This is a genomic window from Streptomyces sp. NBC_00691, from assembly GCF_036226665.1.
Classification (GTDB): domain Bacteria; phylum Actinomycetota; class Actinomycetes; order Streptomycetales; family Streptomycetaceae; genus Streptomyces.
Window position 1 is genome coordinate 7909377 of sequence record NZ_CP109007.1, and the last position, 17786, is coordinate 7927162.

Below are 17786 nucleotides of genomic sequence, written 5' to 3' on the forward strand. Positions count from 1 at the left end.
GGCCGGTCGGGTACCCCCGGCCGGCCAGGCCTCCTACGGGTCCTACGCCGTGCTCGCCGCGTCGGGGCCGCTGCGCGCGATGATCGCCGCCGTGTCCACCCCCGCGGGCAGCGTGCCGAACGCGAGGCCGTGGTCGCCGTCGAGCCGCGACGCGCAGAACGCGTCCGCCACCGCCGGATCACCGTGCCGTACGAGCAGCGAGCCCTGCAGCACCAGCGCCAGGCGCTCGACGAGCCGCCGCGCCCCGTACGCCGCCGCGTCCGGGTCGGTGAGCCCCGTGACGTCCTTGCGGAGGTCCGCGACGGCCGTGTCGAGGCGCCGGTCGGCCCCCGCGCCCAGGTCGACCTCCGCGAAGAACGCCTCCACCGCCTGCGGCTGACGGGCCATCGCCCGCAGCACGTCGAGCGCGGCGACGTTCCCCGAGCCCTCCCAGATCGACGGCAGGGGCGCCTCGCGGTAGAGCCTGGAGAGGCCAGAGTCCTCCACGTAGCCGTTGCCGCCCAGACATTCGAGGGCCTCCGCCGCATGGGCGGGAGCCCGCTTGCACACCCAGTACTTGGTGACCGCGAGCCCGAGCCGCCGCAGCTGCTCCTCCGCCTCGTCGCCGCGGGTGGCCCGGTCGACCGCGCCGGCCAGGCGCAGCGCCGCGAGCGTGGCCGCCTCCGCCTCCACCGCGAGGTCGGCCAGGACGTTCCGCATCAGTGGCTGGTCGACGAGCCGCGCTCCGAACGCCTCGCGGTGCGTCGCGTGGTGCACCGCCTGGACGAGCCCGAGACGCATCCCGGAAGCCGAGCTGATGGCGCAGTCGAGCCGGGTCATGTTCACCATCCGGATGATGGTGGCCACCCCGCGCCCCTCCTCGCCGACCAGTCGCCCGAGGGCGCCGTCGTACTCGATCTCGGAGGAGGCGTTGGAGCGGTTGCCGAGCTTGTCCTTGAGCCGCTGGAGGTGGATCGGGTTGCGGCTGCCGTCCGGCAGGACACGGGGCACCAGGAAGCAGGAGAGGCCGCCCGGCGCCTGGGCGAGGGTGAGGAAGACGTCGGACATCGGCGCCGAGGTGAACCACTTGTGGCCGGTCAGTGCGTACAGGCCGGGCTCGCCCGTCGGCACGGCCCGGGTCGTGTTCGCCCGGACGTCGGAGCCGCCCTGCTTCTCGGTCATCGACATCCCGGCGATGATCCCGCGCTTCTCCGTCGGTACCCGCAGGCCGAAGTCGTACGAAGAGGACGTCAGCAGCGGCTCGTACACCTCGGCCAGTTCCGGCTGGGCGCGCAGCGCCGGCACCGCCGCGTACGTCATGGAGATCGGGCACAGGTGCCCCGCGTCGGCCTGCCCCCACACGAACACCTTCGCCGCGCGGGCGACATGCGCGCCCGCCCGCTCGTCGCGCCAGGGCGTTCCGTGCAGCCCGTGCCGGACGGCCACGTCCATCAGGTCGTGCCAGTGCGGGTGGAACTCGACCTCGTCGATCCGGTGGCCGTACCGGTCGTGGGTGTGCAGAACGGGGGAGTGGCGCTCGGCGAGCCGCCCCCACTCCTGTGCCTGGGCGCCACCGGCCCGAGCGCCGAGCTCGCGGACCTCGGACTCGGCCCAGCCGGCCCCCTCCCGGCGCAGCGCCTCCAGGAGTGCGGGGTCGGCGGAGACGTCGTAATCGGACAGGGGCGGTACCTGGTTGGTGACCTCATGCGTGGTCGGCATCGGGAACTCCCAGTGCTCGCAGGGTGAAGGTGACGAGTGCGGGTACGGTGCCGGGCCCGACGGACCCCTCCGCCAGCGGGCCGACGAGCGCCTCCGCGCCCGCCCCGACCAGTGCCGAGGCGGTGAGGACCGGGTCCTGGGGCGGCAGTTCGCCCGCGTGCACGCCCTCCTCGACGCGCGCGGCGAACACGTCCCGGAAGGCGCGCCGGAAGACAAGCCGTTCGGCGTCCACGGCCGGGTCGACCGGCTCGGCGAGCAGCGCGTAGGCGAGGCGGGGCGACTTGAGGGCGCGCAGGGCGAAGGTCTCGATGACGGCGACCACCCGCTCGGCGGCCGAACGGTGTCCGGGGTGTCCGGCCGCCTCGGAGACGGCCGCGACCTCCCGGCTCACCACGGTCCGGAAGAGCTCCACGGAGAGCTCCGTCTTGCTGGGGAAGTGGCGGTAGACGCTGCCCGTGGCGATTCCGGCGCGGGCGGCGACCGCCGCCACCGTGCATCCCGCGTACCCCTGCTCGGAGAGCAGTGCCCGGGCCGCGTCGACGACGGAGGCGCGCTGGGCGTCGAGTCGGGCCTGGACGGCGGGGGTGCGTCGGTAGGGCATGGAAGGAGTGAAGCAGTGATTCATTGCTTCATCAAGAGTCGGGACGCACCGGGCGAGGGTGCGCGAACGGCGAACGCCCCCACCCGATGGGGGTGAGGGCGTTCGCCGTACTGCGGGGTGGCCGAGCTCGGCCGGCCTCAGCCGGTGAAGACCTCGGTCAGGGACCAGATCGCGAGCCCCGCCATGCAGATGCCGCCGATGCGCTGCACGGTCTTGAGTGGAACGCGCTTCGCGATGAAGCGGCCCGCGACCAGGGCGAGCGCGGAGACGCTCATCAGGGCCGCGAGGGAGCCGATCGCCGTCGACCAGGTGCCGTTCGTGGCGGCCAGGTTGGCGGTGGTGATCTGGGTGAGGTCGCCCCACTCGCTGATGAACACGGCCATGAAGGCCGTCGAGAAGACGGGCAGGAAGCCGGTGACGGTCTTGCCGCCCTCGTCGGCCTCGTCGTCGTCGCCCCCGCCGCGCAGCAGCATGAACGCGCCGAAACCGAACAGCAGGGCGGAGACGAGCTTCACCGACCAGCCCGGGAGCAGCCCGAGCAGGCTGCCGGCGCCGACCGCGATGGCGACATGCGCGAGGAAGGCGGTCGAGGTGCCGAACCATACGTACAGAGGACGCATCCGCGTGCCCATGGCGAGGGAGGCGAACATCGTCTTGTCGGGAAGCTCGGCGAGGAAGATCAGCCCGAAGGCGGTGAGGATCGCCAAGGGGTCGAGGTGCATACCGGGGCTCTCTGCTCGGTCCGGGCCTGTGGACTCGGCACGGCGCCTCGGTGGGCGACAGGAGGACCACTCGGCCCGGCATGACGGACCACGCCCACACGAGCGTGGACGCGGTTGATGCCTGGCCGAAGGTCTCGCCCGTCCGCGTCGCACGCGGACCCGGTCACCGGGAACCCGGGGGTTCCAGTATGTCGACGACCGGTTTGCGGGGCTACTCCCCTTCGCTGTCCCTCAGTGTAGCGGACCGGGGCGCGCGGGTGAGTGGACAGTGTCTGCGCGTACTGGGTAGACACTGTCTACTCGATCTTGGTAGACAGTGTCTATGCATGACGAGACCGAAGATCACCAGGTATCCCCGGACGGTGGCGGCGACGACGGCGGCGGTTTGCGCGAGCGGCTCGTCCGCGTCGGCGTCGAACTCGTGAACGCCGAAGGCGCCCAGGCCCTCTCGCTGCGAGAGATCGCCCGCCGCGCCGGCGTCTCCCACGGCGCCCCTCGCCGCCACTTCCCGACCCACCTCGAACTGCTGTCGGCCATCGCCCGCCAGGGCTTCACCGAACTGGCCGGCCGCGTCGCGGCCGAGGACCGGGAGACCGCCACGCCGCGCGAACGGATCGCACTCCTCGCCCGCGTCTACCTCGACTACGCCAGGACCCGGCGCGGCATGTACGAGCTGATGTTCCGGCACGACCTGCTGGAGAGCGGCACCCTCGGGCTGCGCGAGACGAGCCTGCCGCTCTTCGCCCGCCTCACCCAGCTCGTCGGCGGCGCCCGCCCCGGCGCCGCCGACCCCGCCGTCCTCGCCGGCGCGCTCTGGGCCAACCTCCACGGCATCGCCCAGCTCTGGCACTGGGGCAGCCTCCGGCTCGCGACCGGCGGCGACGACCCCGCTCCGCTCCTCGCGGCCGCCCTCGACGCCCACCTCGGTCCCGCGGAGCGGACCTCATGAGCCCGCGCCGTACCCCGGTCCTGGCGTGCAGCGTCGTCGGCGCGGCCGTCGTCGCCCTCGACGGAACCGTCCTCACCGTCGCCCAACCCGCCCTCCAGCGCGATCTGCACGCCGACGTGGGCCAGGTCCAGTGGACCAGTACCGGATACCTCATCGCCGTCGCGAGCCTCCTGGTCTTCGCCGGACGGCTCGGCGACCGCTACGGCCACCGCCGCGTCTTCGCCCTCGGCGCCCTCGGCTTCGCCGCGACCTCCACCGGCATCGCCCTGGCCCCCGGCATCGGCACCGTGATCGTGTTGCGGGTACTCCAGGGAGTGTGCGGTGCGCTCCTCCAGCCCGCGACGCTCGGCATGCTCCGGACCGCCTACCCGCCGGACCGGCTCGGCACCCCCATCGCCGTGCGCACCGCCGCCATCGGCCTCGCCGCCGCGGCCGGGCCGCTCGTCGGCGGCGCGCTGGTCTCGGCGTACGGCTGGCGCTCGGTCTTCCTCCTCGGCGTGCCCCCGACCCTCGCCATCGGCCTGTTCGCCCTCGCCACCCGCGAACGCCGGACCGAACCGAGCCGGACCCAGCCGAGCCGGACCCGCGAACCGAGCCGGACCGAACCGAGCCGGACCCAGCCGAGCCGGACCGAACCGAGCCGCACCCGCGAACCGAGCTCGCTCTCCGGGGCGGAGCAGGCTCCCGCCCCGCGGCCCCCCGCGGCCACCGGGCCGTCCGCGCTCGACCCCGCCGGTGCCCTGCTGCTCGCCGTCACGCTGGGGCTGCTCGTCCACGGGCTCGTCGAGGCCGCCCGTCCCGGAGGCGCCCCCACCGGCCTGCTCGCGGTCGCGGGGGCCGTCGTCGCCGGGCTCGTCCTCGCCCGGCACGAGCGTCGTGCCGCGCGCCCTCTGCTGCCCCCGGAGCTGCTCCGGAGCGTGCCCGTCGTCGCCGGTCTCGCCGTGCTGCTCGCCGCCTCGGCCGCCCTCTTCGGCTCGCTCTTCGTGGCGACGTACTTCCTCCAGGACGTCCAGGGCCTCGATCCCCTCGACTGCGGACTGCGCGTCCTCCCGCTCGCCGTCCTCATGGTGCTCGGCGCGCCCCTCTGCCCGCCGCTCCAGCGCCGCTTCGGCCCCCGGCGCACGGCGACCGCCGGCGCCGCCCTGCTCACGCTCGGAGTGCTGCTCCTCTCCCGGCTCGATGCGACGGCCGGTGCCGCCGCCGTCGGCGTGAGCGCCGCACTGCTGGGCGCCGGGTTCGTCACCCTGATGGTCACCGCCACCTCGGTCGTGGTGCACCGCGCCCCCGAGGCCCACGCCGGAGTCGCCGGCGGTCTCCAGCAGACCGTGATGAACGTCGGACCCGCGCTCGGCGTGGCCACCGTGACCCTGCTGCTCGCCCTCGTCCCGGACGGCGGCTTCGTACCGTCCGAGGGCGCCGCCCTCCCGGCGCTCGTCCTGATCGCCGCACTCGCGCTCCCTGCCGCGCTGGCCCTGCCCCGCGACACCGACCGGCGTCGGACACGCCCGGAGCCGCCGTCACCCCGGGCCGAACCCCGATCCTGCGTACGATCATGAAATGCCAGCAGGTCAGCAGACTCGCTCCGGCGCCCCGACGCGCACCCAGTTCAATCTCGGCCGAGCGCTGCCCTTCCTGGTCCTGGCGCTGGCGTTCGTCGCCGATCTGCTGACCCCCGACCGGGAGCGCTTCGACCGGCTCCTCGTCGCCGCCCCCGCGCTCGCCGCAGTCACCTGGAGCGTGCGCGGCACGATCGGCATCGGGCTGCTCGCCGTCGCCGCCCGGCTGCTCCTCAGCGCCATCAGGGGCGAGTTCGCCGCGGCACCCGAACTCGTCGCGAACCTGACCGTGATCGTCGGTGTCACCGCCTCCGCTGCCTGGGTCAGCCGGGTCCGCACCCGCTACGAGCGGGACATGCGCGAACTCACCGCCGTGGCCGAGGTCGTCCAGCGGGTCGTGCTGCGCCCGCTCCCCACCCACCTCGGCCGCTACGACCTGCATCTGCTGTACGTGGCGGCAGCGGCCAAGGCCAGGATCGGCGGTGACTTCTACGAGGCCGTACGGGTCCCCGGCGCCGTACGGCTCATGCTCGGCGACGTTCAGGGCAAGGGCCTCGGGGCCGTCGAGACGGCCTCCGTGCTCCTCGGCTCCTTCCGCGCCGCCGTCAACGACGCCCCCGACCTGGCCGCGCTCGCCGACCGGCTCGACGAGGGTCTCGCCCGCTACGGGGCCTGGGACCCGGACTCCGACGCCGCCGAACGCTTCGCCACCGTCGTCCTGGTGGAACTCCCCGACGGCGAGGACATCGCCCGGCTCCTCAGCTGTGGCCACCCCGCCCCGCTGCTCCAGCGCGGCGGCGACGTCGAGCCCGTGCGGTTCGGCGACCCCTCGCTGCCCGTGAACCTCGCGGGCCTCGCCGACTCCCGCCACCGCATCGAGGAGGTGCCGTTCGGGCCGGGGGACCGCATGCTCCTCTACACCGACGGCGTCAGCGAGACCCGCGACCGGACCGGCACCTTCTACCCGCTGGAGCTACGGCTGCGCGGCTGGGCGCGAGAACCGGCCGAGGAGGTGCCGGCCCTCCTCCACAAGGACCTCACCGACTACGGCTCCGGCGGCCTCGACGACGACGTCGCCGCCCTGCTCGTGGTGGTTCCACCGGCGTCCCGCTGAACCCGAACCGTCGTCGTCGTCCCCAAACATCGAGTTCGGGGCGGCTTGTGTCGTTCCCGACCGGTTGCGTGACACGTGCGCTGTTCGTGCGCTCTGGTCGCTCCACCTCCCATAGGTGAGGCTTGCGAGCGTCCGCATCGCGGACAGTCACCAGCCCAGTCGAGAGGAACGGGTGCACGTGCCCAAGGAGAACCCCTTCACCACCGGCTCGTCCGAACGCTTTCCCGGCTTTCCGGACGTCACGGCGGCCCTGACCGCCGCCGAGACCTCCCGGATCACCGCACGCGGTCTGTGGGCCGCCGACGCAACGGTGGACCCCGGCGCCGTCCGGCTCGGCCAGACCCTCGCCAACGCGCTCCTGAGCGACACGCCCGAGGGCACCGACGCCGCCATGGCGCTGCTGCCCGCCGAACTCGCCGCGGTCGTCGAGGAGGTGCGCGGTCTGGCGCTGCCCGCCTACCACCGCGTCGAAGGGGCCGCCGAGAGCGAGGGAGCCGCGGAGAACGTCAGGCTGTCCGCGTTCAGCCTCCGGCAGCTCGGCCAGGGCCCGCACCCGCTCGTCGTCGTGCCCGCAGGCTGGACCCCCTTCGGCTGGCCGCTGTTCCTGTGGTCGTACCTCGTCCTCGCCCGCAGGGGCTACCACGTCCTCGCCTACACCCCGCGCGGCCTTGGCATCCCCGGACTGCCCTCCACCTCCGGCGGCCTGGTCGACGTCGCGGGGCCCCACGACTGGGCCGACGGCTCCGCGGTCATCGACTTCGCCGTCGACCGCTTCGCCCCGAGCGTCATCGGCTTCATGGGAGAGTCGTACGGCTCCGGCATCAGCCAGCTCGTCGCCGCCCACGACGACCGGGTCGCCGCCGTCGTCGCCCTCAGCACCTGGGGCAACCTCGCGACCAGCCTCTACGACCACAACACCCGCCACCTCGCCGCCGTGAAAGCTCTCCTCGCCCTCACCGGCGGACCGGTCGAGAGCAAGTTCGACGCGGCGAACCGGGAGATCCTCGCCGACTTCCAGGCCGACCGGAACCTGGACGCCGTCGTCGAGTGGGGCCTCAAGCGCGCCCCCGAGTCGTACCTCTCCCTGACCAACGAGAAGGGCACGCCGACCTTCTTCTCCCAGACCTGGCACGAGAGCCTCTTCGCGGTCAACCAGACCCTGACGACCTTCGAGGGCCTGGACGTGCCCAAGCGGCTCAACGTGTGGATCGGCGACCACGCCGCGCCCGAGGGCCCCGCGCTGATCGGCCCGCCCGCCGTCCGGGGCGAGGTCAACCTCCCCATGGCGGAGGCGTACGCCTGGCTCGACCACCACCTCAAGGGCGAGCGCAACGGTGTGGAGGAGTGGCCGCAGGTCTGCAGCCAGGTGATGTTCTCGTACGTGACGGAACCCGTCCTGGACCCGGAGACCGGCGAACCCACCGGCGAGAACCGGATCGTCGTGCCCGCCCGCCGCGAGACCAGTCCCGGCTGGAACGAGGTCACCACCGGCACCGAGGTGTTCGGCCTCACCGCCGACGGCGCGGGCGGCACCGACGGCCGGCTCGTCCCCGCGTCGGGGACAGGGGCGGAGGACACCGGCTGGCGGCGTGCGTTCCTGGCGGGCGTGGACACCGAGGCCACCGCCATGGACGCGATCATGAAGACCGGTCAGGCGGAGTGGCGGGGCAACCCCAAGATCTACGACACCCACAAGATCGACCGCCGCCACGCGGTCGCGTGGACGACCGAACCGCTCGTCTCGCCCGACGGGGACGAGGGCGTCGGCCGCCGCGTCCGGGGCATTCCGCGACTGCGCCTCACCGTGCGCTCCACGGCCACCTCGGCGAGCCTCTACGCCCACCTCCTGGACGTCGCCGAGGACGGCACGGCCCGGATCATCAGCCATGAGCCGCTCAACGTCTACGGCCTGACGCCCGAACAGGACACCACCGTCGCCTGGAGCCTCCAGGCGGCCGCGTACGACATCCCCTCGGGGAACCGGCTGATGCTGGTCGTCGACAGCAAGGACCCGCTGTACGGCGACGCCTCCGTGACCTGGACGCAGACCGTCATCGGCTCCCCGGAGGGCGAGCCGTCCCGTCTGGAACTGCCGCTCGGCTGACCGGGCCGGCGTCTGCCGGGGCGGTACGGCGGACGGGGCGCGGCTCCCCGCGCGCGTGCCCGTCCGTCGTGGGCGGCTGATTGCGCGGCAGGGTGGCGCACCACCGGCGCCGGCCCGGCGGTCACCCGACCGGGGCGAGCCCCAGATGTTCCCGGAGCGTCGTGCCCGTGTACGCGGTCCGGTACACGCCCCGCTCCTGGAGCTCGGGCACGAGCAGCTCCACGATGTCGTCGAGACCGTCCGGCACCAGGTACGGCGAGACGTTGAAGCCGTCGAGGGCCCCGTGCCGGACGAAGCGGGCGAACTTCTCGGCGAGCCCGGCCGGGGTTCCCACATGGCCGCGCTGCGGACCGAGTTCGATGACGGTCTCGCGCAGCGACCAGCCGTTGGCCTCGGCCTTCGCGCGCCACTCGGCCACCGTCTCCCGGGTCTCGCCCAGCTGACGGGTGCCGAACTTCCCGTCGTACGCGGCGACCACCGGGTCCTCGGTGGGCAGGGGACCGTCGGCGTCACGCCCCGACAGGTCGAGGCCCCACAGCCGGCTCGCGATGCCGAGGGCCACCGCGGGAGTGACCTGTTCGAGGCGGACCCAGCGCTCCTTCTCCTCCGCCTCCTTCTCGGTGGCCCCGATGACGATCTCCGTGCCCGGCAGGATCCTCAGCGCGTCCTCGGCCCGGCCCGCCGCCCGCAACCGTCGCCGGATGTCCTCGGCGAAGGCGAGCGCGTCGTCGAAGTCCGTCCCGTGCGCCGAGAACACCACATCGGCCTGACGGGCGGCGAAGTCCCGACCCTCACCGGAGTCGCCCGCCTGGAAGATCACCGGATGTCCCTGCGCACTGCGCGGCAGCGTCGGCACGAGGTCGACGTCGAAGTGCGCGCCCTTCGACCGCACACGTCCCACCCCGCCGGGCACCGCCCACGAACGGGCGTCGACGGACCCGGCCACCACACCTTCCGCCCAGCCGTCCCACACGGCCCGCGCCACCGAAAGGAACTCCTCGGCGCGCCGGTAGCGGTCGGCGTGGTCGAGGAAGCCGCCGCGCCGGAAGTTCTCCCCGGTCCAGGCGTTGTGCGTGGTCACCACGTTCCAGCCGGCCCTGCCGCCGGACAGCAGGTCGAGACCGGCGAGGCGCCGCGCGAGGTCGCCCGGCTCGTTGAACGTGGTGTTGGACGTGGAGACGAGACCGATCCGCTCGGTCGCGGCGGCGAGCGCCGACAACTGGGTGATCGAGTCGGGGCGGCCGGCGACGTCCAGCTCGTGGACACCGCCCTCCGACTCGCGCAGGCGCAGACCGTCGCCGAGGAAGAAGGCGTCGAAGAGCCCGCGTTCGGCGGTCCGCGCGACTCGCAGGAAGGAGGCCGGATCGATCTGGGAGCCGCTCGAAGGGTCCGACCAGATCGTCCAGTGGTTGACGCCCTGGAAGAACACCCCGAGGTGCAGCAGGGCGTCCGGGCGGGGTACGTCGGCGGGATCGGTGCGGGTCATCGGATCTCCTCCCGTACGGGCGTGGTGGCGGCACCGTCGGTCGTCGTGAAGCGGCTGAGGGGCCGGGGGAGGCCCAGGGAGGCACGCAGGGTGGTGCCGGGCAGCGGCCGGGCCGCGGTCCTCCGGACGAACAGTTCGGGCAGCACGAGCCGGGAGAGCACCGCGAGGTCCTCGTCGAGCACGAGCGGGTGCAGCCGCACCCCGTCGACGCGTCCGTCCAGCTCGGTGAGCAGCGACACCAGACCGGTGGCGGGGCCGGTGTACCGCAGCCGGTCCGGCCGGGCGCTCCACGGTGCGTACCGCTCCAGGTCGGTGATCCGTTCCCGCGCCGTCTCACGAGGGGTGTCCAGGGCGACCTCGATCTCGGCGAAGGCCCGGGGCGACGTGCTGTCGTCCGCGGCCGCCACCACGTCGGCGACGCTGCCACCGCCGATCAGGGAGACATCGGTCAGCCCGGCCGGAACGATCCCCGGGCGGGCGAGGACCACGGGCCGCCCCTGCGGCGGGCGCGGCACGATCGACGGGCCCTTCACGGAGTACGTCTCGCCGGTGAAGTCGATGGGATGGAGGCGCGAGCGGTCGAGATAGCGGCTGGTGGCCACGGACCGAATCACCGCGTCGTCCTCCCACGAGTCCCACAGGTCCCGTACGACCCGGAGTCCGTCGCGGGCCTCGCGCGCCGTCGCGTCGGGCCCCCCGACCGGCGGCCGCCCCCAGGCACGGGCGGCTGCGGGATCCGTCTCGACCCCCACCACCCAGCCGGCCCGGCCGGCCGAGACATGATCGAGCGAGGCGAGCTGCGAGGACACGTGGAACGGCTCGGCGTACGTGGTGGCGAGGACCGGAGCCACCCCGAGGACACTCGTGGACGCGGCCACGAACGCGGCCCGCTCGACCGCGCCGATCCGGCCCGCGGGACCGGCGTCGGAACCCGGAGGCAGGATCGAGTCGTCCAGGGTGACCAGGGTGAATCCGGCGTTCTCGGCGACGGCCGCGACCCGGGCGAGCCGACGCGGGGTCAACAGCTCGCCGGGGGAGTGCGCGGCACGGCGCCACGCGGCCGGATGGGCGCCGTCACCGTCGATCTCGACGGCCAGGCGCAGGGCGGGGCGGGGCATGGGAAGTCCTTCCGGGACGACAGGAGCACGCGGCGGGACCCACGGGCGCGCGGGGGCGCGACGGCGCGGGGCCGGGGCGGCGGGATGTCAGCGGACGCGCGGACCCACGGGCGGCGGGGTCAGACGCGAGGGGAAGGACAGATGGCCGAGGAGGTACGGCAGAAGTCGACGTGCCGTCGGCAGACGAGCCGAGCGCTCACCCGGAGACCGGGACGGAGACCGTGCGTCACCGCGACGCTCGCCGCACGCACATCCGCCTCCCGCGGGTCCGGACCGAGACCCCGTCCGGGTTCAGGACGGGAACGTTTCACCTTAGGCAGGCCGCCTTCCGCACTGTCAAGACCGTTCCGCGGGATGGGCGGACGGACGCCGACGGCAAGGGATCTCACCCGCGCTCCCGGCAAGTGGGCCGGGCCCGGGAGCACTTCACCGGGACCACGGCGTGTACACCTGTGGTCTGATGGCACATGGGCCCGCAGCAGGACGCGGCACCGCCGCGGCGACTCCTAGCGTGTCCCCATGATCCGATTCACCAGGGCGGCCGTCGCCGCGCTCCTCGTCTGCTCCGTCGCCTTACCCGCCGGTGTCGCCACCGCGGCGACCCCCGACACCCCGCCGCCGTCGGCCGCGCAGCCGGCCAAGGCCGCCACGCTGCCCGCACCCACCGGGCCGTACTCCGTCGGAAGCACCGTCCTCCCGCTCGTCGACCGGTCCCGTACCGACCCGTGGGTACCCACCGCCGACGGACGCGCGCTCATGGTCACCCTCCACTACCCGGCCTCGGCGGCCGGCGGCGGCCGCCCCGCCCCGTACGCCACCCGCGAGGAGGCACGACTGCTCGCCGCGGAGCTCGGGCCCGGCGTCTCCGGCGACCTCCTCGCCCGGACGCGCACCCACAGCAGGACCGACGCGCGGCCCGCCCCGGGCCGTCGCCCCCTGGTACTGCTCTCACCGGGATTCAGCGTCTCCCGCTGGACCCTCACCCATCTCGCCGAGGACCTCGCCTCGCGCGGCTACGTCGTGGCCTCCGTCGACCACGCCTACGAGTCCTACGGCATCAGCCTCCCCGGCGGCCGCACTCTCACCTGCGTCGCCTGCACGGCCCTCGACGAGGGAGGCGTGCACGGCAGCGTGGTCACCTCGACCCGCGCCGCCGACATGCGTTACGTCCTGGACCGGCTCACCGGGCCCCGGCCCGTCTGGAAGCACGCCGACGTGATCGACGCCCGCCGGATCGGGATGGCGGGTCACTCCATCGGCGGGGCGAGCGCGGCCTCCGCGATGGTGGCCGACCAGCGCGTCGACGCCGGGATCAACATGGACGGCTCCTTCTGGGAGGAGCTGCCGGCGGACGGCCTGCGGGGTCGCCCGTTCATGATGCTTGGGACGCACGACGCCATGCATCTGCCCGGCGGGACGGACACCACCTGGGACCGGACGTGGACCGGACTCGACGGGTGGAAGCGCTGGGTCACCGTGGCGGGCTCGGAGCACTTCACCTTCTCCGACGGACCCGTCATCTCGCGCCACTTCGGCCTGCCGCAGCCCGAGCTGCCCACCGACCGCGCCGTCGACGTCACCCGGACGTACGTCGCCGCCTTCTTCGACCAGCACCTGCGCGGAATCCCGCGCCCGGTCCTCGACGGACCCTCCCCGGCGAACCCGGAGGTCCACTTCCAGCACCGCTGAGCCGTGGCCCCGGCGGCCGTCACACGACGGCCGCCGGGGCCGTCACGCCCGAGGGCCCCGGCAGCGGCCGGGGCCGTCGCCCTCAGACGCGGTACGGGGTGTTCGCCGCCGCCCAGTCGGCGAGGATCCGCGCGCACGCGGCGACCGACTCGCGCCAGGTGCGGGCGGCGCCCTCCCCGGCCTCGTCGCTGACGTGCTTCACGATCCGCAGCGGCACCCCGGCGATCGCGGCGGCGTGCGCGAGCGCGTACCCCTCCATGTCGACGAGGGCGGCCTGCTCCGCGAGCCGGGCACGGGCGCTCTCGTCGGAGATGAACGTGTCACCGGTCGCCAGGACCGTGTCACCGCCGTCCGGGAGCGTCAGCGGCGTGCCGTACGACTCGCCCGTCAGCGTGGCGAGCAGCCGGCCGTCGAAGTCGTGCTGCACCACGGTGCCGATCACATGCGTCCCGGTCATGCCGGGACGCAGCGCCCCCGCCGTACCCAGGTTCACCACCCCGGACGGCCGCGGTCCGCGGCCGAGGGCGAGCGCCAGCGCGGTCGCCGCGTTCACCTTGCCCATGCCCGTCAGCAGCACCGGCAGGTCCGTGTCCAAGAACTGCGCCTCCTCCTTGACGGCGAGGACGAGCAGCGGACGGTCGGCGGTGATCTCTCCCAAGAGTTCCATGGGGGTCACGCTAGTTCGCGTGCCTTCCCCCGTACAGCCGAGGTCTCGGTGGGGCCCGACGGGCCCTCAGCGCAGCGCCAGGCCTCGCTGGGCGAGCTCCTCGGCGAGCAGCCGCAGCGCCTTCGGGCCCACGCCGTGCAAAGCGGCGAGTTCGGCGGCGGGAACCCCGTCGAGCTGGTCGAACCGGGTGTACCCGGCCGCGGCGAGCGCACGGGTCGCGGGCGCGCCGATGGCGCGGGGGAATTCCGTCTCGGGACGGTCGGATCCGGTGGCCATGGACCGATGGTGCCACGCGGCGAGGGGTTCGGCCCGCTCCGCGCCGCCGCGCGCCGCACGGTCACACCGGCAGCAGCCGGCCGATCAGCGCCCCCAGCTGGCGGGCGTTCCGGCACGGCCGCATCTCGACGAGACCGGCGTAGGCCGGCGCCACCGAGTCGCCCGTTCCCCACAGCGAGGGCTGCTCGGGGTTGAGCCAGTGGACCCGGCGGGCCCGGTCCGCGATCCGTCTCAGGGCCGCGAGGTTCGGGTCGGCGCCGTTGGTGCGGGCGTCCCCGAGGACGAAGAGCACGGTGCGCGGGCCGAGGGCGTCGGCGTACCGGTCGGCGAACTCTCCCAGGGCCGTGCCGTAGTCGCTCTGCCCGTGCCACCCGGTCAGCTCCGCCTCCGCGAGGATGCGGTCGCCGAGCCCCGCCGGATCCGCGGAACCCCGGGCGATCAGCCCCGTCACCTCGTCCACCCGGTTCACGAAGGCGAAGACGCGGACCCGGCTGAACTGGTCGTGCAGTGCCTGCACCAGCAACATCGTGAACTGCGCGAAACCGGCCACCGACCCGGACACATCGCACAGCAGGACCAGCTCGGGCCGCCGGGGAGGGCGCCGGCGCAGCACCGGTCGCACCGGTACGCCACCGGTCGACAGGGAGCGGCGCAGCGTCCGCCGCAGATCGATCTCCCCGCGCGAGGCCCGGCGGCGACGGGCCGCGAGCCGGGTGGCCAGCTTCCGCGCCAGCGGCCGTACCGTGCGGCGCAGCTCGTCCAGCTGCGCCCGCCCGGCCAGGAGGAAGTCGACGGTGTCAGCCGTGCCCGCGACCGCGCGGCGGGCGACCCGGTCGCGGCCCTGGCGCTCGGCCACGCGCCGCCGGGCCTCGGTGCGCACCCGCTCACGGAAGGCCTCGATACGGCGCCGGATCTCGTCGTCGAGCAGGCGCTCGGTGAACTCGGGCCCCGCCGACCCGGGCGCGGTCCGGAGGCGCTCCCGCACGCGGGCGAGCAGCGTCTCCGGCCGCAGCCGGGAGAGCGTCTGGTACGAGGACCAGCCGTCCGACTCGGGGCCGGAGCCGAATCCGCCGAATCCGCCCACCGCCTCGGCGGCGAGCCGGTCGAGGGCGGCGCCGTCAGCGGCGCCGAGGGCCTCGGCGAGCCGGTCGCGCAGGGCCGCGAGACCGGCCGGTCCGGCCGCGGTGTTCTCGTACGCCTCCGTGTCCCGGGTGTGGCCGAGGGGAAAGTACAGGTCGAAGACGCGGTCGAAGACGGGGCGCTGCGTCTCTCCGTGCAGCAGGGTCGCGGCGAGCGCCTCGCGTACCCGCTCCCGGTCGGTGAAGCCGACGGCTTCGAGGGCGTGCCCGGCGTCCACGGTCTCGCCGGTCCCGATCCCGAACCCGTGGGCCCGAAGGGCCCCCACGAGCCCGGTGAGGCGGGTGGCGGCCGTCGTCTGCTCGGTGGCGGGGCCCGTGTCGTGGACGGGCCGGCTCACACGGCGTCCAGGTCGAGCTTGACGGCGGCCCTCACGATGTCGTCCTGGTGCTTGAGCAGAACGCCCAGGGTCTCCCGTACGACGGCCTCGTCCAGTCGGTCGGCTCCGAGCGCGAGCAGCGTACGGGCCCAGTCGATCGTCTCCGAGACCGACGGCACCTTCCGCAGGTCCATCGCCCGCAAGGCCCCGACGACCCGCACCACGGACCCCGCGAGCGCCTCGTCGAGACCGGGGACCTTGAGGGCGACGATCCTGCGCTCCAGCTCCTCCTCGGGGAAACCGATGTGCAGGAAGAGGCAGCGGCGGCGCAGCGCCTCGGAGAGCTCGCGGCTCGCGTTGGAGGTGAGCACGGTGAAGGGCCGCCGGATCGCCTTGATCGTCCCCAGCTCGGGCACGGTGATCTGGAAGTCGCTGAGGACCTCCAGGAGCAGACCCTCCACCTCGACGTCGGCCTTGTCCGTCTCGTCGATGAGGAGCACGGTCGGCTCCTCGGAGCGGATCGCGGTGAGCAGCGGGCGGGGGAGCAGGAACTCCTCGCCGAAGATGTCCGTCCGCGTCTCGTCCCAGGACTCGCCCCGCCCGGCCGTGATCCGCAGGAGCTGCTTGGCGTGGTTCCACTCGTACAGCGCGCGGGACTCGTCGACGCCCTCGTAGCACTGGAGCCGGACCAGACGGGCGCCGGTGACCTCGGTGACCGCCTTGGCGAGCTCCGTCTTGCCGACACCGGCCGGGCCCTCCACGAGGAGCGGCTTGCCGAGGCGGTCGGCGAGGAAGACGGTCGTGGCGACGGCCGGTGAGGCAAGATAGCCGGTCGCGGCGAGCCGTTCGGCGACGTCGTCGACGGAGCTGAAGAAACCGGTCGTCATTGGCTGTCCCCCCGGGGAGCGGATTCTCGTACTGGCCAGTAGCCTCTGCTGTACTTGACCAGATCAGGCACCGCCGCACAACCGTCCCGCGCAAGGTCCGTGCCGCGCGCGGGGCGCCACCCGCTGGTGCAATGGGGAGACCGGGTACGCCACCCGGTGACCGCGCGGCGGTGGAGGTGTCGTGGCGGAACGGGAACCGGAGCGGGGCGAGGCCCTCCTGAACAGGGTGCGGGCCATGGAGCAGGCGGTCGGCGAGATAGGCACGGCGCTCGACGAGGCGAGCACCTGCCGCGAACTCGCCGCCTTCACCGCCCGCCACCTGCGTGCCTCCACCTCGGTCGACCTCCTGACGGAACCGGGCGCCGCGCCGTGGCGCGCGGCCCGCGCGGGCCCGCCGGAGTCCCCGAGGCGCACGGACGAGGCCGCCGCGGAGGCCGAGGACAGCCCGACCGCTCCGCACGACCCGACGGGCCTCCCGGGAGGCCCCGCCGCCCCCGGCGACCCCGGGACGCCCCGGCTCTCGCTCCCCCTCACCGTCCACGACGAGGAGCCGCTCGGGGCACTCACCCTGACCCGCACCGGCGGCACGCCGTTCACCGATGACGAGGTGGCCCTGGCCCGGCACGCGGCCCGCCTCGCGGCCCGGCACCTCGCGCACGCCCGCCGCCTCGTCGCCGCCGAGGACGCCGCCCTCCACCTCCAGCGCGCCCTCGTCGCCGAGCCGGGACGGCCGCACCCCAATCTGGAGATCGCCGGCGGCTACCTGCCTGCCGGGCCCCGCGCCCTCGTTGGCGGGGACTGGTTCGAGACCGTACGGCTCCACTTCGGCCGCAGCCTGCTCGTCGTCGGCGACGTCATGGGGCACGGTCTCGACGCGGCCGTCGACATGAACGCCTACCGCTCCGCGCTCCGCGAGGTCGCCGCGACCGACCTGCCCCCGCACCGGGTGCTGCGCCACCTCGACTCGGTGGTCGCGGAGGACGACGCCCGCCGCCCCGCCACCGTCCTGCTCGTCCGCGTCGACCCGGCCCGCGGCACCGCGACCTTCGCGAGCGCCGGGCACCTCCCGCCCGTGGTGTTCGGCGCCGACGGCTCGGCCGAGCTCGTCGACCTCCCCGTCGGCCCTCCCCTCGGCACCGGCGTCGGGGGCTACGAACCGACCACGCGGCCGCTCCGCCCCGGCGACACCCTGCTGCTCTTCACCGACGGACTCGTCGAGCGGCGCGGCGAGGACATCGACGACTCCCTCGCCCGGCTCGCCGCCCTCCGCCTTCCTCCGGACTCCGGCCCCGGCCGGGTCGTCGACGAGGTGCTCAGCCGTCTCGGCGCGCACGGCGCGGAGGACGACGTGGCCGCCCTCGCGGCCCGCATCCGCGCGCGTGCACCCCAGTGACGCAGGGTCACATCAGCCCCGCGGAGCGCGGTGACGCACGGTCACACCACCCCTGGCCGCGGCATGTTTC

General features: G+C 74.1%; 15 protein-coding genes. 6 read left to right on the forward strand and 9 right to left on the reverse strand.

Features of this window, described 5'->3' with window-relative positions:
* Positions 1–42: 42 nt before the first annotated feature.
* The 3 genes from OG392_RS35335 to OG392_RS35345 all read right to left on the reverse strand — a co-directional run bounded on the left by OG392_RS35335 (position 43) and on the right by OG392_RS35345 (position 3021).
* Positions 43–1698: an acyl-CoA dehydrogenase family protein gene (locus OG392_RS35335; RefSeq protein ID WP_329286372.1), complete on the reverse strand. Its 1656-nt coding sequence runs from the start codon at positions 1696–1698 to the stop codon at positions 43–45.
* Positions 1682–2299: a TetR/AcrR family transcriptional regulator gene (locus OG392_RS35340; protein ID WP_329286375.1), complete on the reverse strand. Its 618-nt coding sequence runs from the start codon at positions 2297–2299 to the stop codon at positions 1682–1684. Before OG392_RS35340 ends, OG392_RS35335 begins: the two co-directional genes overlap by 17 nt.
* Positions 2300–2436: 137 nt before the next feature.
* On the reverse strand, positions 2437–3021 hold the full coding sequence (locus OG392_RS35345) for a TMEM165/GDT1 family protein (protein WP_329286377.1): 585 nt from the start codon (positions 3019–3021) through the stop codon (positions 2437–2439).
* Positions 3022–3343: 322 nt separating this feature from the next.
* Here OG392_RS35345 and OG392_RS35350 point away from each other — a divergent pair, with 322 nt between their 5' ends.
* The 4 genes from OG392_RS35350 (at position 3344) to OG392_RS35365 (ending at position 8744) form a co-directional block, all read left to right on the forward strand.
* Complete coding sequence (locus OG392_RS35350) at positions 3344–3970, forward strand: TetR/AcrR family transcriptional regulator (protein ID WP_329286379.1); 627 nt, start codon at positions 3344–3346, stop codon at positions 3968–3970.
* Positions 3967–5526, forward strand: coding sequence for an MFS transporter (locus OG392_RS35355; RefSeq protein ID WP_329286382.1), 1560 nt, complete (start codon positions 3967–3969; stop codon positions 5524–5526). Before OG392_RS35350 ends, OG392_RS35355 begins: the two co-directional genes overlap by 4 nt.
* Before the next feature lies 1 nt (position 5527).
* Positions 5528–6640: a PP2C family protein-serine/threonine phosphatase gene (locus OG392_RS35360; RefSeq protein WP_329286383.1), complete on the forward strand. Its 1113-nt coding sequence runs from the start codon at positions 5528–5530 to the stop codon at positions 6638–6640.
* A 178-nt stretch (positions 6641–6818) separates the two neighbouring features.
* The gene (locus OG392_RS35365; protein ID WP_329286386.1) at positions 6819–8744 is read left to right on the forward strand and encodes a CocE/NonD family hydrolase C-terminal non-catalytic domain-containing protein; all 1926 of its coding nucleotides are present in this window, start codon (positions 6819–6821) and stop codon (positions 8742–8744) included.
* Positions 8745–8865: 121 nt separating this feature from the next.
* On the opposite strand, the gene OG392_RS35370 is transcribed toward OG392_RS35365, so the two are convergent.
* Together OG392_RS35370 and OG392_RS35375 are read right to left on the reverse strand one after the other, a co-directional pair.
* Positions 8866–10230, reverse strand: coding sequence for an NtaA/DmoA family FMN-dependent monooxygenase (locus tag OG392_RS35370; RefSeq protein ID WP_329286389.1), 1365 nt, complete (start codon positions 10228–10230; stop codon positions 8866–8868).
* The gene (locus tag OG392_RS35375) at positions 10227–11348 is read right to left on the reverse strand and encodes an LLM class flavin-dependent oxidoreductase (protein ID WP_329286391.1); all 1122 of its coding nucleotides are present in this window, start codon (positions 11346–11348) and stop codon (positions 10227–10229) included. Before OG392_RS35375 ends, OG392_RS35370 begins: the two co-directional genes overlap by 4 nt.
* Before the next feature lie 519 nt (positions 11349–11867).
* On the opposite strand from OG392_RS35375, the gene OG392_RS35380 reads away from it, so the two are divergent.
* Complete coding sequence (locus OG392_RS35380; protein WP_329286392.1) at positions 11868–13037, forward strand: alpha/beta hydrolase family protein; 1170 nt, start codon at positions 11868–11870, stop codon at positions 13035–13037.
* An 82-nt stretch (positions 13038–13119) separates the two neighbouring features.
* Here the strand turns inward: OG392_RS35380 and OG392_RS35385 are convergent, their stop codons facing one another.
* The 4 genes from OG392_RS35385 to OG392_RS35400 all read right to left on the reverse strand — a co-directional run bounded on the left by OG392_RS35385 (position 13120) and on the right by OG392_RS35400 (position 16323).
* A complete protein-coding gene (locus OG392_RS35385) occupies positions 13120–13704 on the reverse strand; it encodes a nucleosidase (protein ID WP_329286394.1) in 585 nt (194 codons plus the stop codon).
* Between the two features lie 66 nt (positions 13705–13770).
* A complete protein-coding gene (locus OG392_RS35390) occupies positions 13771–13980 on the reverse strand; it encodes a DNA-binding protein (RefSeq protein ID WP_329286396.1) in 210 nt (69 codons plus the stop codon).
* Positions 13981–14041: 61 nt separating this feature from the next.
* Entirely contained in the window at positions 14042–15457 is a 1416-nt protein-coding gene (locus tag OG392_RS35395) for a VWA domain-containing protein (protein ID WP_329286398.1), read from the reverse strand.
* A complete protein-coding gene (locus OG392_RS35400) occupies positions 15454–16323 on the reverse strand; it encodes an AAA family ATPase (protein ID WP_329286400.1) in 870 nt (289 codons plus the stop codon). Before OG392_RS35400 ends, OG392_RS35395 begins: the two co-directional genes overlap by 4 nt.
* A gap of 235 nt (positions 16324–16558) precedes the next feature.
* On the opposite strand from OG392_RS35400, the gene OG392_RS35405 reads away from it, so the two are divergent.
* The gene (locus tag OG392_RS35405; RefSeq protein ID WP_443055119.1) at positions 16559–17716 is read left to right on the forward strand and encodes a PP2C family protein-serine/threonine phosphatase; all 1158 of its coding nucleotides are present in this window, start codon (positions 16559–16561) and stop codon (positions 17714–17716) included.
* Positions 17717–17786: the final 70 nt, after the last annotated feature.